General features: G+C 44.3%; 14 protein-coding genes and 5 pseudogenes. 18 read left to right on the forward strand and 1 reads right to left on the reverse strand.

Going from position 1 to position 12869, the window contains the following annotated elements; genetic code table 11:
• From ACOTXT_RS21175 to ACOTXT_RS21190, 4 genes are all read left to right on the forward strand, one after another.
• A partial coding sequence (locus tag ACOTXT_RS21175; protein ID WP_421625435.1) for a VENN motif pre-toxin domain-containing protein occupies nucleotides 1-1213 on the forward strand: 1213 nt, incomplete at its 5' end.
• Nucleotides 1214-1215: 2 nt separating this feature from the next.
• The gene (locus ACOTXT_RS21180) at nucleotides 1216-1539 is read left to right on the forward strand and encodes a DUF6572 domain-containing protein (protein ID WP_021242376.1); all 324 of its coding nucleotides are present in this window, start codon (nucleotides 1216-1218) and stop codon (nucleotides 1537-1539) included.
• A 138-nt stretch (nucleotides 1540-1677) separates the two neighbouring features.
• Nucleotides 1678-1917 carry a DUF6911 family protein gene (locus ACOTXT_RS21185; RefSeq protein ID WP_228861646.1) on the forward strand — a complete coding sequence of 80 codons (240 nt, stop codon included), beginning with the start codon at nucleotides 1678-1680 and terminating at the stop codon, nucleotides 1915-1917.
• Nucleotides 1918-2578: 661 nt separating this feature from the next.
• The gene (locus ACOTXT_RS21190) at nucleotides 2579-3010 is read left to right on the forward strand and encodes a hypothetical protein (protein ID WP_269325740.1); all 432 of its coding nucleotides are present in this window, start codon (nucleotides 2579-2581) and stop codon (nucleotides 3008-3010) included.
• 201 nt (nucleotides 3011-3211) lie between these two features.
• On the opposite strand, the pseudogene ACOTXT_RS21195 reads toward ACOTXT_RS21190, so the two are convergent.
• A pseudogene (locus ACOTXT_RS21195) lies at nucleotides 3212-3536 on the reverse strand (AAA family ATPase); the annotation flags it as partial.
• 5 nt (nucleotides 3537-3541) lie between these two features.
• On the opposite strand from ACOTXT_RS21195, the pseudogene ACOTXT_RS21200 reads away from it, so the two are divergent.
• The 14 genes and pseudogenes from ACOTXT_RS21200 to ACOTXT_RS21265 all read left to right on the forward strand — a co-directional run.
• Nucleotides 3542-5116: pseudogene (locus ACOTXT_RS21200) on the forward strand (VENN motif pre-toxin domain-containing protein); the annotation flags it as partial.
• Between the two features lie 13 nt (nucleotides 5117-5129).
• On the forward strand, nucleotides 5130-5450 hold the full coding sequence (locus ACOTXT_RS21205) for a hypothetical protein (protein WP_021242382.1): 321 nt from the start codon (nucleotides 5130-5132) through the stop codon (nucleotides 5448-5450).
• A gap of 17 nt (nucleotides 5451-5467) precedes the next feature.
• Nucleotides 5468-6358, forward strand: a complete 891-nt coding sequence (locus ACOTXT_RS21210) for a cysteine peptidase family C39 domain-containing protein (RefSeq protein WP_021242383.1) — start codon at nucleotides 5468-5470, stop codon at nucleotides 6356-6358.
• On the forward strand, nucleotides 6333-6620 hold the full coding sequence (locus ACOTXT_RS21215; protein WP_021242384.1) for a hypothetical protein: 288 nt from the start codon (nucleotides 6333-6335) through the stop codon (nucleotides 6618-6620). Before ACOTXT_RS21210 ends, ACOTXT_RS21215 begins: the two co-directional genes overlap by 26 nt.
• 213 nt (nucleotides 6621-6833) lie before the next feature.
• Nucleotides 6834-7986, forward strand: a pseudogene (locus tag ACOTXT_RS21220) (CdiA family toxin C-terminal domain-containing protein); the annotation flags it as partial.
• A 10-nt stretch (nucleotides 7987-7996) separates the two neighbouring features.
• Nucleotides 7997-8359, forward strand: a complete 363-nt coding sequence (gene cdiI, locus ACOTXT_RS21225; protein ID WP_074166983.1) for a ribonuclease toxin immunity protein CdiI — start codon at nucleotides 7997-7999, stop codon at nucleotides 8357-8359.
• A 196-nt stretch (nucleotides 8360-8555) separates the two neighbouring features.
• Complete coding sequence (locus tag ACOTXT_RS21230; RefSeq protein ID WP_055322508.1) at nucleotides 8556-8756, forward strand: hypothetical protein; 201 nt, start codon at nucleotides 8556-8558, stop codon at nucleotides 8754-8756.
• Nucleotides 8757-8892: 136 nt separating this feature from the next.
• Nucleotides 8893-9138 (forward strand): annotated as a pseudogene (locus ACOTXT_RS21235) (hypothetical protein); the annotation flags it as partial.
• Nucleotides 9139-9402 carry a MafI family immunity protein gene (locus ACOTXT_RS21240; protein ID WP_055322487.1) on the forward strand — a complete coding sequence of 88 codons (264 nt, stop codon included), beginning with the start codon at nucleotides 9139-9141 and terminating at the stop codon, nucleotides 9400-9402. It begins immediately after the preceding pseudogene.
• 264 nt (nucleotides 9403-9666) lie between these two features.
• Complete coding sequence (locus tag ACOTXT_RS21245; RefSeq protein WP_071946183.1) at nucleotides 9667-10437, forward strand: hypothetical protein; 771 nt, start codon at nucleotides 9667-9669, stop codon at nucleotides 10435-10437.
• The gene (locus tag ACOTXT_RS21250; RefSeq protein ID WP_055322486.1) at nucleotides 10434-10910 is read left to right on the forward strand and encodes a hypothetical protein; all 477 of its coding nucleotides are present in this window, start codon (nucleotides 10434-10436) and stop codon (nucleotides 10908-10910) included. The genes ACOTXT_RS21245 and ACOTXT_RS21250 overlap by 4 nt, the downstream gene beginning before the upstream one ends.
• A gap of 359 nt (nucleotides 10911-11269) precedes the next feature.
• Nucleotides 11270-11791, forward strand: a complete 522-nt coding sequence (locus ACOTXT_RS21255; protein WP_192850823.1) for a hypothetical protein — start codon at nucleotides 11270-11272, stop codon at nucleotides 11789-11791.
• Between the two features lie 3 nt (nucleotides 11792-11794).
• Nucleotides 11795-11995 (forward strand): hypothetical protein, encoded by a 201-nt coding sequence (locus ACOTXT_RS21260; RefSeq protein WP_055322484.1) that lies wholly within the window; start codon nucleotides 11795-11797, stop codon nucleotides 11993-11995.
• A 258-nt stretch (nucleotides 11996-12253) separates the two neighbouring features.
• Nucleotides 12254-12769, forward strand: a pseudogene (locus tag ACOTXT_RS21265) (DUF6862 domain-containing protein); the annotation flags it as partial.
• Nucleotides 12770-12869 lie beyond the last annotated feature (100 nt).

A 12869-nucleotide genomic window follows, 5' to 3' on the forward strand; every position in this document is an offset into this window, starting at 1 on the left:
CGGTAAAGAGGTTACCGATCAGGCGATTCATGACCAGATGTACCAGACCTTCTATAACGAAGCGTTTAACCAGTCTGGCATGGGAACGGGGCAGAGCACCCAGCGCGCCATCACGGCAGCAACGGCGGCCATTCAGGCGCTGGCAGGTGGCGATATTAAAGCTGCGATTGCGGGCGGTGCCGCGCCGTATATCGCCAATGCCATCGCGAATGCCATCCCGGAGAAGGATCTTAAGGGACGCGTGCTGGCCCATGCGGTTGTCAACGCCGCACTTGCAGCAGCTTCCGGCAGAGATGCGGCGTCCGCTGCAGCCGGTGCAGCGGTGGGTGAGCTGGCTGGTAAGATTGCGGTTGACGGTTTTGGCAAACAGGTCAGCGAACTGAGCGAGGAAGAAAAACAGACGGTATCTGCGCTGGCGACACTGGCTTCTGGTCTGGCTGGCGGGCTTGTCGGAGACAGCAGCGCGAATGCGGTAGCGGCGGCTCAGGCGGGCAAGACGACGGTTGAGAATAACTCGCTCAGTGAACACAGTCCGTTTGAGCATGAGGAAGAAGAGCACGAAAAAGAGCTTGGTAATGGGCATATAAAAATTATCCCTATGAATCCAGGGCTGGAACCTGAACGGGATGAAGCCGGAAATCCGATCACTTATGCGCCAGGATTTGGAGTGCCTATTGGTTCTGCGGTTCGATTACCTTCTGGTTACACTCCTACAGGTCGTGGAGATGTGGTAGGTCCGAAAGGTGGCATGTATACCAATACAGGGAAAACAGACTCATCGGGTAACGCTATTTACAGTAATAATGGTAGTTATTATACTTTTGATAGCACGTCAAAAAATGGCACCCTATCTCCAAACCCAGCGAATCAAATTCGCCAGAACTATGATCAGGGAAAAGCATTCGAAGATAGCATTTATCAAAAATATTCACAGGGAATGACCGATTCAGCCAGAGAGGTTACAATCAAAACTGGAAGTGGGGTAAATGTTAGAGTGGATATTATGACGAAAGATAGTAGCGGGAATATTTTCTGTGTCGAATGTAAAAGCTCAGAGACAGCACCTTTAACGCCTAATCAAAAGATCGGCTACCCAGAAATAGAAAATAGTGGTGGTGTGATTATGGGAGTAGGCAAACCCGGATTTGATGGTGGGACAGTGATTCCACCAACAAAGATTGACGTGATAAGACCAGGCAAAGATAAAGGTTAAATATGTCAGTAGAAGACCTTAATAAAATTGATTTTATGGGGATCACTGAAAATGAGCCAGACGCTATCAGTCTGGCTATATCAGATCATCTGGCTTGGGGTGAGAACACAAATGATCATTTGTATAAGTTACAGGAAAAAATAAATTCATATATTGAGTTTATAGAAAGTGGGCAAATGGAAGAAAGTTTCCCTAAATCTAAAGGGAAAACAAAGAAAATTATTGAGATTTACTTCAAAAATTATCCGCCGAAAGATGTTCTGTTTTTCTTTGATAAAGTTGAAAGTGTTTTGGCTGGGATTAATGTAAAGCTACAGTTAAAGTAAGTATAGCTAATGTGATGTTTTTATTGTTTTATGAGCCTGCTTGTTCAGGCTCTATCTTTTATACCTTCTCATGATCAGTTCTCTACTGGCAGCCTGGCATGAAATCTCTCAAGGCTAGGGAATAAAATGACTTTCAAAATGAGTTGGACACTGGACAAAACAGGTGGAAATAAACAGATCTCAAATTGGGATATGGTATTAAATCAGTTTAAACAAATTCAGGGAAGAAAAGGAACCCTTACTCTTGATATACTTAATAATAGCGATGATAGCGCTGGAATGCTTCAGGTCAGAACGGAGAATGGTTATTACTTAATAACATTAGGTGAAATTGTCAAAGATGAATATCAAATAAGAACGTACTGGGATTCATCTTAACCTGATACAGGAATGGTGATACTTGGAGATTACTGGCCGGAATCTCAGGTTACAAAAGACTGTTAACTTATTGTAAAGATCTCAAAAGAGTTTTTTGATACTGGCAATGTATTAAAGGAATTTCTTAATTGAAATATAAAGCCAAAACTTCGGCGTTCGCAGTGATGCTGTAGTTTTTTGGAATGATGCTGGAGTGGCAGATACGAGTCACTCTAGGGCGGTAGCGTATTCAGGCCAAAAATGCGCGTCCGGGAAAAATATTGGAAGCGCCGAAACTCCTTAACAAAAATGGACTGTAACCTCCTAACTACATTGGGAAATCATCCATAAATTCTCAATAACTGTATCGGAAAGAGTTGTTGTTGAGAATAACTCGCTCAGTGAAGCTGCTGATTATCTGGCAACGGGTAAAAAGCCGGAGGACAGATACAAGGACGCGCAGCAGCAACTGAAAGACGCGGTTGACGAGTTTAAGGCGAAGAACTGCGACGGACTATACACCAGAACAAGTTCAACAAGATGCACTTGATCTTTGTGGTGCGATATGTAGGGATACAGATGCGCTAAGAGGTAACATGATTGAGCGTGGATATGATCCCAAGCAGGTTGATGACGCAATAAAACAGATTATTGATAAAAATCGTCAGACTGGAGTGATTAAGTGATGTTGATGTGGAATGATTTTGTCGAAATGTTAGGCTGCCAGAAGATGGATGAAAGATTCATCCATCTTTCTCAAGAGTTTAATGAATTACCTAAACGTGATGAAAGTGTTTTAGGTGATAGAGAATATTATTCATTCATCGGTTCAGGTATATTATTTTTATTGGATAATGGGATCGTGGACCAAATTAGTTTTTACATTGAGGCTGATGAAGGATTTTCCAAATTTAAAGGTGATTTACCGTTATCTTTTGGTTGTTCTGAGTCTGAGGTTATTCATCATTTTGGAGTGCCCTCATCTTCAGGGGGGGCGGAAGATGCACTTCTTGGTTATATGAATCGCTGGATAAAATATGAGGAAAAGAGTTATGCGATGCATCTGCAGTTCAATAAAAATGATAAATTATGCAGAGTGACGCTTATGAGATAATTTCTTCTCATGAGTATAGAACTTTTTTCTGAGGAATAAGTTATTTTGGGACAATTTTAGTTGATTGGTAAAATTAACCATATTATCCCTCTCGGTTGAAGAGGGTACGCTGAGGTAAAAATTGTCGGCCAGAAGACTCGGCAGACCGAAAATTGATAACAGATTGAAAATTCTGGCGGCCATTTTAGTTTTGGGGTTAAGCTACCCCAGCCTCTCCACCCGCGTCTCCCCCTCCACCCTCGACAGCTGATACAGCGAAATGATCGCTGCTTCTCAATCAACTTTGCCAGCTCCGGCGAGTGGCTGGTGAGCCAGATCTGCGAGTAGCGGCTGGCCGGCGGGCAGCATCTGCGAATGCAGTCAGTTTTCCGGTTCGTTCAACGCGATAAATGCCGGTAGGCGCGGGCTTAACAGCGCTACCGCCAGGTACAGAAAGCGCAGGATGCCGTCGGAGAACTCCGCCGGTGTTGTCGCTGTAAAACACGCAGATGGGGAAGGCCTGGCCAAGGATACGTATCAGCTTTAGCGGCAGCGGTCACGCAGTCAGCGGTAGCCGACGGTGCTATCATTGTTCGCGACCAGGCTAACCAGAAGCAGGACGTCAGCACGCTCAGCCGTGACACTGACCATGCCAACGGCAGCATCGACACGATCTTTAACAAAGAGAAAGAGCAGAAACGCCTGCAAACCGCGCAAATGATTGGCGAGATCGGCAATCAGGTTGCGGATATTGCGCGCACTAACGGCAAGATTGCGGCCACGGAAGCGGCCAACGAGAAGATGAAAACCGCTGGCAGCGATGCGCGTAACGCCGCCATCAGCCAGCTGAAAAAAGTCGGTAAAGAGGTTACCGATCAGGCGATTCATGACCAGATGTACCAGACCTTCTATAACGAAGCGTTTAACCAGTCTGGCATGGGAACGGGGCAGAGCACCCAGCGCGCCATCACGGCAGCAACGGCGGCCATTCAGGCGCTGGCAGGTGGCGATATTAAAGCTGCGATTGCGGGCGGTGCCGCGCCGTATATCGCCAATGCCATCGCGAATGCCATCCCGGAGAAGGATCTTAAGGGACGCGTGCTGGCCCATGCGGTTGTCAACGCCGCACTTGCAGCCGCTTCCGGCAGAGATGCGGCGTCGGCCGCAGCCGGTGCGGCGGTGGGTGAGCTGGCTGGTAAGATTGCGGTTGACGGTTTTGGCAAACAGGTCAGCGAACTGAGCGAGGAAGAAAAACAGGCGGTATCTGCGCTGGCGACACTGGCTTCTGGTCTGGCTGGCGGGCTTGTCGGAGACAGCAGCGCGAATGCGGTAGCGGCGGCCCAGGCGGGCAAAACGACGGTTGAGAATAATTATCTGAGCCAGCCAGAAAAGACTGAGCTTGAGATAGCAAAACAGACGCTTAAAAACAGTAAAGATCCGGCAGAGCGCGAAAAGGCGCAGCAGAAATATGATGCATTGATTGAAAAAAATATTGCCAGCGATAAAGACGTTATTGATGCCTGCGGTAATGGTAATGCGGGTAGCTCAGCGTGTGCAGGTGCAAGACTAAAAGTCATTGCGACAAAAGAGGGATATGAAGATGGCCCTTATAACTCGAAATATAGCCAACAGTACGCTGATGCGTATGGGCAGATAGTCAATCTCCTTGATATCACCAGTGTTGATGCACAGAATCAGCAGCAGGTGAAAGACGCCATGATTAACTATTTCATGGTCACCAAAGGGGTGGATCGTCAGACTGCAGAAAGCTACACCGAAACGAAGCAGGGCCTGGAGATCATTGCGGCTTCGGTAACGCCTCTTATAGGGCAAGCTGCATCAAATAAATTAAGCTACCTTGGTGTTGGGAAAAAAATATCCTTTGATGGTGATTTTTATGCTGTAGATGGAATGAAATTCAGCAAAAGTTATTATGAGAAATTATGGGCGCAAGGCAGACCTGCGCCATTCGTGCAAGCAAGAGAAGTTTTGAATAGCAATCCGAAAATTGAGCCGGATCCTAGAGGCGCACCAGGCTACTTAAGATATGAAGGTGCTGGTCTTGAAATGATCTATAACCCGAAAACGGGACAAGTTGGTCATATTCAACCAGTCAAGGCTAAATAAAAGGAGGCGGTAAATGGATATTTGGCCTGAATTTCAACGAGATCTTGAGATGTATCGAGATGTTGTTTTATCAATAAAACGTAACCTTCGGTTGTATGAGGAATGTATTGAATCGTTAATTCATCAGATCGGAAGCACCGATTTTGATAATGCACAGACTCTATTTGATGAACTCTTTCGTATGCAATCTGAACTTGCTACTATGTTATACAAATATGAATATGAGCCAGGGAAAAGGATACAAGAGTTAATATACCATCTGGACAGGGATGATTTTTACTCAAGAAAATATTGGCATGAAAAATTCAGTGATGGGTTGGCATGGCCTGAATAATAGCTGAGAATAACCCGATGGCCGGGGATAAAGGCCGGGAGTCGCTTAAAGAGAGCAAGGAATGGTGGAAGGACCAGATCAGGGACAAGCTGGGTAAGAACACCGTTTCCCAGATTGCGAATGGTCTGGTCAATGTTGCTGCTGAAACCGGCGACTTAGCCGTGCTGGGCGGCGATACAGCGTTTGATATGGTAGCAGCGTTAACCGCCTGTGCGACAGGGGATAGCTACTGTAGCCAGGCGCAGAGTGATATTGCGAAGAAAGATGCAGCAGCAGCGAAAGTACTGGATAGCATCATGAATGGTGATGCGTGGGAAGGCATCAAGACGACTGTTGTGAAAGCCTGGAATGGTGACCAGAAAGCGCTGGAGAATGTTGCAGGGGTATTATCTGGCGCTTTGATACCGGCGAAGCTTCTTCCTTCAGGAAGCTCGACGGCAAAAGTTATTGTTAAGCCCGTTGCACCCAAGGGCGGAGCCGGTGGAAACTGGAATGTGCTGGATGAAATAGTCGATCCAAATGTAGTGAAACAATCAACGCCAACGGGTTGTGGCGGTGCTTGCGGTGAAATGATGCTGAATGATAGGAATATCTTTGTTGATCAAACTCAAATAGGTACTGGACTGAAAAGCCCTGAACAGTTAGCTAGAGATTTGGCTAAAAATAGTGGAAGTAGCTGGAGTGGAGGATTTGTTGGTTTTGAAGCCTATGATGCTTTGAACAAAACAGGTTCATGGAGTGCAATGATGTGGGATCAGGGTAGCAAAATTGGGCATTGGGTTGTTGTTAAGGGTACAGATAGTAAAGGAAATGTATCTATCTATGATCCGTGGAAAGGAACCAGTTATAAAATGACAGATAAAGAGTTTAAAGGAACTTGGAATGGAAACGCCGTCTTCAACCAGTAATTCATTATATATAAATGATATTTTATATTCGGAAGAGGATAAGAAAGTCATTTTGTATTTTAACTGTATTGATAATAAAGAAATTTTCTCAGCAGAAGTGAAAAAAGTTGGGGAGATAAAGGTGGTCAGTTCTGACGAGTTGCACTCGTTCTTAATGAAGTTTATGCCTTATGAATCTTCAATTTTTAATAAGTTGCATAAAATAATATGGGATTACATTGAAGGCAGGAAAGTAACCTTCCCGATCCAATTAGTTCCCTGAATAGCAGTAAGATCCCGGCCACATCGACGGGTATATTATTACAACCAGTCGTGGGGATTATACTGTGTTCGCTTGCTAGGAAATATTTGGTCAACTAGCAAAATACACATCAGGGCAAAACGTTCTTGTGCCGGAAGTACAGCAGGCGAAACAAATTGTAAGCCACTGAAATAAAATGAAAAATCATGTGTATCGCAGCAATGTGCACCGGAACGAGTTGTTGAGAATAACTATCTTAGCAACCAACAACGTTCTGAGTGGGATAAAGAGTTTGATGCCTGTAAAGGTAACACCTCATGTCAGTTGAAAGTCGGTGCTAAATGGGATGCTATTGATATCGGGCAGGAGGCCGCCTACGGGGCTGGTATGCTGGTTGGTGTTCCTCAGGGGATTAGTGATTCCGTCGAGAGTTTATCGAAAGCCGTCACAAATCCTGCCGCCACTTATGATGCAATTAAGCAATTAATCACGAGCGACGACATGTCCAGTACGATGTCGGATGCCGTTAAACAAAGTTATATTGATCGTATCAATCTGATGGAATCAGAGTATCAGAGTATCAGAGTATCAGAGTATCAGAGTATCAGAGTATCAGAGTATCAGAGGGCAGGTGCGGGAGGTGCGTACAATGCAGGTCTTGAGGCGTGTAAACTCATGTCCGATCTCATTACTGCTGTCGCCGGTGGTGTTGGTGTTGCAAAAACAGGTACGGCTCTGACAGAGAAGATTGTTGCAAAAGTCACTTCCAAAGTAGACAAAGTTATTCCTGAAAATCCGTCGATCACATGGACTGCTGGCGATGGCGAGTATTCAGTAAAACCGGGTAAGGATATTAAAGATGTAGAGTATCCTGGCGGTCAGTATGGCGGAAATTCGCTGCCATATAAAACTAGTACAGAGAAGGGCATGACGACAATCACTTATCCTGATGGGATGAGCATCAGAATTGATCAACCAAAACATCTGGCAACGGTTGATGGGTTTACGTAAAAGAGTGGGATCTCAGGTGGGCATAATGCTGATGCGTTTTATGATGCCGTTAAAAAATATGGCGTAAAAATCGTAAGCGAGAAACCTACAAATGTTAAAGGTATTTCTGAAGTTGAATACTTAGTTCCTACCAAAGATCGCGCCGGGGATTTAACTGGAGAATATAAACCAAGTCCAGTAAAGAAAACTATCTATGATCCGAAAATATATACTGCCAAAGTAATGTTAGATCTTGAGCAAGAGGCTGCAATGAAAAGGGTAAAGAGATGCAATGCGCAATGGCCAGTCAGCATATGATGCTACAGCTGGCGGGTTGAATTTTAGAGTTTATCTCGATAAAAATACAGGTCGAGTCACAAACTTTCATCCCAAATAGGATTAAATGAATGAAATTTTTATTTGATTTACCTTATATAAAATCAGACCCTGACGTGGTCATAAAAACTTACTTTGACCTCATGTATAATGATGGTGTTTTCTTGATGTCTATTGAAAGTATTATTAAAAAGCATTCATTTATGAGAGATGGGGTTTACTGCTTCTTTCCTGATATGGAAAGTTATGACGAAAGTGAACATTTTGAAGGTGTTGAATTTGCTGTTGGTTATCCTCCCTCTGAAGCAGATACTACTATCGTTAGTGAAGAAATCTGCTATCACTACGTACGACTTGCAAGTGAAAAGTATTTGCGGCTTCACCCGGAAGATACGGAAAAGGTAAATAGCTTACTTGCTCGGCTACCTGTGTGAGTACAAATCCTGCCAACTGTCCGCGGGATTTTTTTGCCCTGCATTTTTCACTTCCAGACAAGATGTGTTTTTGGAGTACCGCCGTCCGCGACGGTACTCCAAAACGGCCAGGTCACGCAATCATTAAGCATCAGATGGTGAAACCGCTTTTAAGCCTGTAAACGGTAGGGCGTACTTTGATAATTTGAGGTGATGAATGGATTTAATATCTCTTGCTGGGAAACAAGCTCAATTAACCATTGATGAAAATGAGTTATTGATCCTGAATTCAGCTTTGAATGAAATCTGTAATGGTATCTCTTTTCCTGAATTTGAAACCAGGATTGGGGCTTCTAAAGAAGATGTCTGTGCCTTACTTAATGATTTAGGCCAGATTTTAGCCAATATGATGGCTTGAGAAGATCCCGGCTCCTGCGGCGTTTTTTTGTTCCGCAACACTGTTTGGAAATATCTGAACTCATCCCGGCAGGCTATTTTACGATAGCCTGCTTCTCACCTCAAAATCCCCACACCCGTCGTAAGATTGGTCTACAGACAAAGTAGTACATGCTGTTGGTGATATTGCTACTGCTCCTGATACACAATGGTTTGCTCAAACGGGGACTGGGGGTGTATACACCAGTAAAGGGAAACCTGCTAACTGGGTGTCCTATGAAACTAGGGATGGCGTAAGAACTAGGGTTGTTTACCAACCTGCTACAGGGAAAATTGTTATAGCCTTTCCTGATAATGGACCGATGCCGAGCAGTTATAAAATATTAAATAAGATGGGTGTTTAAATGATTGATTTAGATGATAAAATAGTTTTTTTTGGCGACCTTTTTAAGGGGCGCTTAGATAATGAAATACTCCAGGATGCCATTGAGTATGTAGGGCATGGTGAAAGAGGGTTAGCTTTTGAAACGATTTGCGATCATTTAAGCGAGTATGACGTACCGATTAGTCAGTCTGAGTACGATTTAGCAATAAATATTTGTAATGACCTTAAAATGGATGTTAATGACATTAGCTTAAAACATTTAAGAAAATTAATTATCGAGTAAACATCCCCGACTGTCGTCGAGGAGGTAGTTTACTCTGGCGAAAAAGGCGCGTCGGGGCAAAAAGTTGCTGCTGTAGAAATGCCTTAGCAAAAATGGCCTGTAACTCACGGAAAATACAGGGAAAAGCTGGTTTTATCACAGCAACCTGCGTCGGAAATAGTTGTTGTTGAGAATAACGCGCTGAGTGCTGATCAAATTGGTGGTTTTGCAGCAAAAGCCAAAGGCTGTGAGGCTCGCGGCGACTGCGATAAGATCGTCAAGGAAATGGAGGATCTGAGTCTCAATCAACAGAAAGAAATGATTGCGGTCTGTTCCACCAACCCGTCAGCCTGTAAAGAGAAATACGGTGATATCCCGGCTAATGGCATGCTGGTTCGTAAGGCGCTTGACGGTCTGTTTGATGCTGATGTTCCGGCAGAAATGAAGAATGACTTATCTTCATTCTGGGCACAGCAGATGGAAGCGGAAGGTGTCGTTACCAGTACCGAGTTTGCGAGCCAGCTGGAAAGCCGGTATGGCATGGACAAACAGCAGTCTGAAATCCTGGCAATGGCGGTGCTTGGTGCAGTGACCGGCGGGATGGGCAAAGCTGGCGCGTCAACACCAGGCAAAACGATATCGGCCAAGCCCGAATGGTTGCAGAATGTTCAGGCGGGTAATAAGTTTAACGCAGAACAGTCTAAAAATTATCCGTACAATGAATTGTATGTGAACAAACCTAACGGAAACGACTATTATCGTGTTGATTCGTATAACCCGGCTACAGGTGAGATAGTGTCACGTAAGTTCACACAATTTGCTGATGTCACAGAGGCTACGGCGACCAATTATATCCGGGAGGCTGTGAATAAGTATCCTGCTGGCGCTACAGTTGCAAATGTTCCGTCCAGTGGAGATCTTGGAGGCAGCTTATTGAAAGGGAAAAATATACTAGAAGTCCCTCCGCAGGCAAAACCTATTCCGCAATCAATAATTGATACTGCTAGGAAATCTGGTGTGGTGATTCGTGATACAAATGGTAAGGTGTATAAATGAGCCAAAATGTTTATTATTGCAAAACATGGTCAGTTGGATATAAGGAGCCAATTGACTTATGGATGGAGAAAAAAGCTTATAAAAAACATGAGGCTGGTGACGCTTATACGGTTCTCATCGGTTCTGATTCTACTCCGTCGTGCTTCATTAATATAATGAGGAATAGTGGGTGGGTAAGTGTAAGTTTTCTTGATGAACATTTAAGAGAATATCTTCTCTACAATTTCCAAATGCTGGGTGTTGAAACATTATTTCTATCAATGGCGGTTTATAGAGAGTATGATGGCGATACTGACATAGTAATCAATGGGACAACGTACCATTTTAAAGAAGATGGGCATACTATAATTATAGAGGATAATGTTTCTGAAAATACTTCAGAGAGAAGTGAAACTTATTCTGATGTGGTAGGGAACTATGATCGATTTCCCGAATTTGGGAAATATGATTCTTTGATTAGAAAAGAACGATAGAACTATTCAGCTACTGACAGACGCTTCTGAGGCGTGTGTCGTGGCATCACGTCTTCATACTGATATGATTGTGGGGTAGCAGACTAGGTGTCACGGCCGGGCGGTAGCGTCTGCAGGGCCAAAAACGCTTAACAGCGCAAAAAGTTGCCGTTCCGGAAGTTCAGCAGGGAAGAACGATTGTAACTCACAGAAAGGACAGGGAAAAATCGCCTTCGCCACCATAGTCCATACCAGAGAGAGTTGTTGTAGAGAATAACACGCTGAGTGTTGCTCCTCCGGTTCCGGTGCCTGTTCCCGGGGTTCCGGTAAGCCCGGGAGATCAGGTCACCAAAAACGCCAATGACAAAATAGCATCAGCTGTGGATGATCTGTTTGATGCGATTGATAAAGCCACTCAGTGTAGCTTTGGGCGTGCATGTTCTTCGGATGATTCAAATCAGGAATCGAAACCCAACGTTGCCGGTAACATGACGGATAACGAGAAGGCTGAATATGGTGGGGCTGGTTCAGGAACGCCGGGCGGCTGGGAACCGCAGGATGAGGAGAATGCGCGGAACAACGAAGCTCATAACTCAGCTAATGGAAAGAATTTAAGTTCTGAATTAGTTGGTAAAGAAATTGCGAGCGGGCATGCTTTTGAGAAACACGTTCTTCAGCAAGGTGAGTTCACTGGCCTGGGTATAAGAACAAGAGCTCGGTTTGCACGACACATTGAAAATGATGTTAAGAATCCTACATCTACTAAAGAGCTGAGCAATGGTCGGTCAGCTTATTGGGATCAATCTACAGGAACTGTTGTAATCCGCAATCCTAAAGCATCAGATGGTGGAACCGCTTTTAGGCCTGTAAACGGTAGGGCGTACTTCGATAATTTGAGGTGATGAATGGATGTAATATCTCTTGCTGGGAAACAAGCTCAATTAACCATTGATGAAAATGAATTATTGATCCTGAATTCAGCTTTAAATGAAATCTGTAATGGTATCTCTGTTCCTGAATTTGAAACCAGGATTGGGGCTTCTAAAGAAGATGTCTGTGCCTTACTTAATGATATAGACCAGATTTTAAACAATATGATGGCTTGAGAAGATCCCGGCTCCTGCGGCGTTTTTTTTTCGCAATACTGTTTGGAAATATCTGAACTCATCCCGGGAGGCTATTTTACGATAGCCTGCTTCTCACCTCAAAATCCCCATACCCGTCGCAAGATTGTATCTTGCCTGATTATTCTTTTCTTTTAATAAGTTAGCGTGAGTATGAAGTTGTATTTTTAACGCAGTGCTAAAATATAGAGTCGTCATTTTTTAGACAGTGAATCTGATACGAATCCCCAAAATGTTATTGTTGAGAATAACTATCTTAGCGTGCCTGAGAAAACTGAGCTTGAGATAGCAAAACAGACGCTTAAAAACAGGAAAGATCCGGCAGAGTGCGAAAAGGCGCAGCCGAAATATGATGCATTGATTGAAAAAGATATTGCCAGCGATAAAGACGTTATTGATGCCTGCGGTAATGGTAACGCGGGAAGCTCAGCGTGTGCTGGTGCAAGACTAAAAGCCATTGCCTCAAAAGAGGGGTATGAAGATGGCCCTTATAACTCGAATTATAGCCAACAGTACGCTGATGCGTATGGGCAGATAGTCAATCTCCTTGATATCACTAGCGTTGATGAACAGAATCAGCAGCAGGTGAAAGATGCCATGTTTAACTATTTCATGGTCACCAAAGGGGTGGATCGTCAGACCGCAGAAAGCTACACCGAAACGAAACAGAGTCTGGAGATCATTGCGGCTTCGTTAACACCAATTTTGGGATCTGCTGCGGCAAAACAATTAAGGAAGGTGCGAATAAGTCCGAGATGTGAGATCATCGTGTTGTAACCTGAACCCAGAATGAGTAACCGGATGAGCCAGCAACTGACTTTTGCCGACAGTGAGTTTTCCAGTAAACGCCGCCAGA

The sequence above is a fragment of the Enterobacter cloacae complex sp. IR5422 genome (assembly GCF_049238165.1).
GTDB classification, from domain to species: Bacteria; Pseudomonadota; Gammaproteobacteria; order Enterobacterales; family Enterobacteriaceae; genus Enterobacter; species Enterobacter roggenkampii.

Bases quoted from the DNA above. Each gene is read 5' to 3' on its own strand.
- ACOTXT_RS21180 (WP_021242376.1), top strand. From the start codon at position 1,216: ATGTCAGTAGAAGACCTTAATAAAATTGATTTTATGGGGATCACTGAA.
- ACOTXT_RS21185 (WP_228861646.1), top strand. From the start codon at position 1,678: ATGAGTTGGACACTGGACAAAACAGGTGGAAATAAACAGATCTCAAAT.
- ACOTXT_RS21205 (WP_021242382.1), top strand. From the start codon at position 5,130: ATGGATATTTGGCCTGAATTTCAACGAGATCTTGAGATGTATCGAGAT.
- ACOTXT_RS21210 (WP_021242383.1), top strand. From the start codon at position 5,468: ATGGCCGGGGATAAAGGCCGGGAGTCGCTTAAAGAGAGCAAGGAATGG.
- ACOTXT_RS21215 (WP_021242384.1), top strand. From the start codon at position 6,333: ATGGAAACGCCGTCTTCAACCAGTAATTCATTATATATAAATGATATT.
- cdiI (WP_074166983.1), top strand. From the start codon at position 7,997: ATGAAATTTTTATTTGATTTACCTTATATAAAATCAGACCCTGACGTG.
- ACOTXT_RS21230 (WP_055322508.1), top strand. From the start codon at position 8,556: ATGGATTTAATATCTCTTGCTGGGAAACAAGCTCAATTAACCATTGAT.
- ACOTXT_RS21240 (WP_055322487.1), top strand. From the start codon at position 9,139: ATGATTGATTTAGATGATAAAATAGTTTTTTTTGGCGACCTTTTTAAG.
- ACOTXT_RS21245 (WP_071946183.1), top strand. From the start codon at position 9,667: ATGGAGGATCTGAGTCTCAATCAACAGAAAGAAATGATTGCGGTCTGT.
- ACOTXT_RS21250 (WP_055322486.1), top strand. From the start codon at position 10,434: ATGAGCCAAAATGTTTATTATTGCAAAACATGGTCAGTTGGATATAAG.
- ACOTXT_RS21260 (WP_055322484.1), top strand. From the start codon at position 11,795: ATGGATGTAATATCTCTTGCTGGGAAACAAGCTCAATTAACCATTGAT.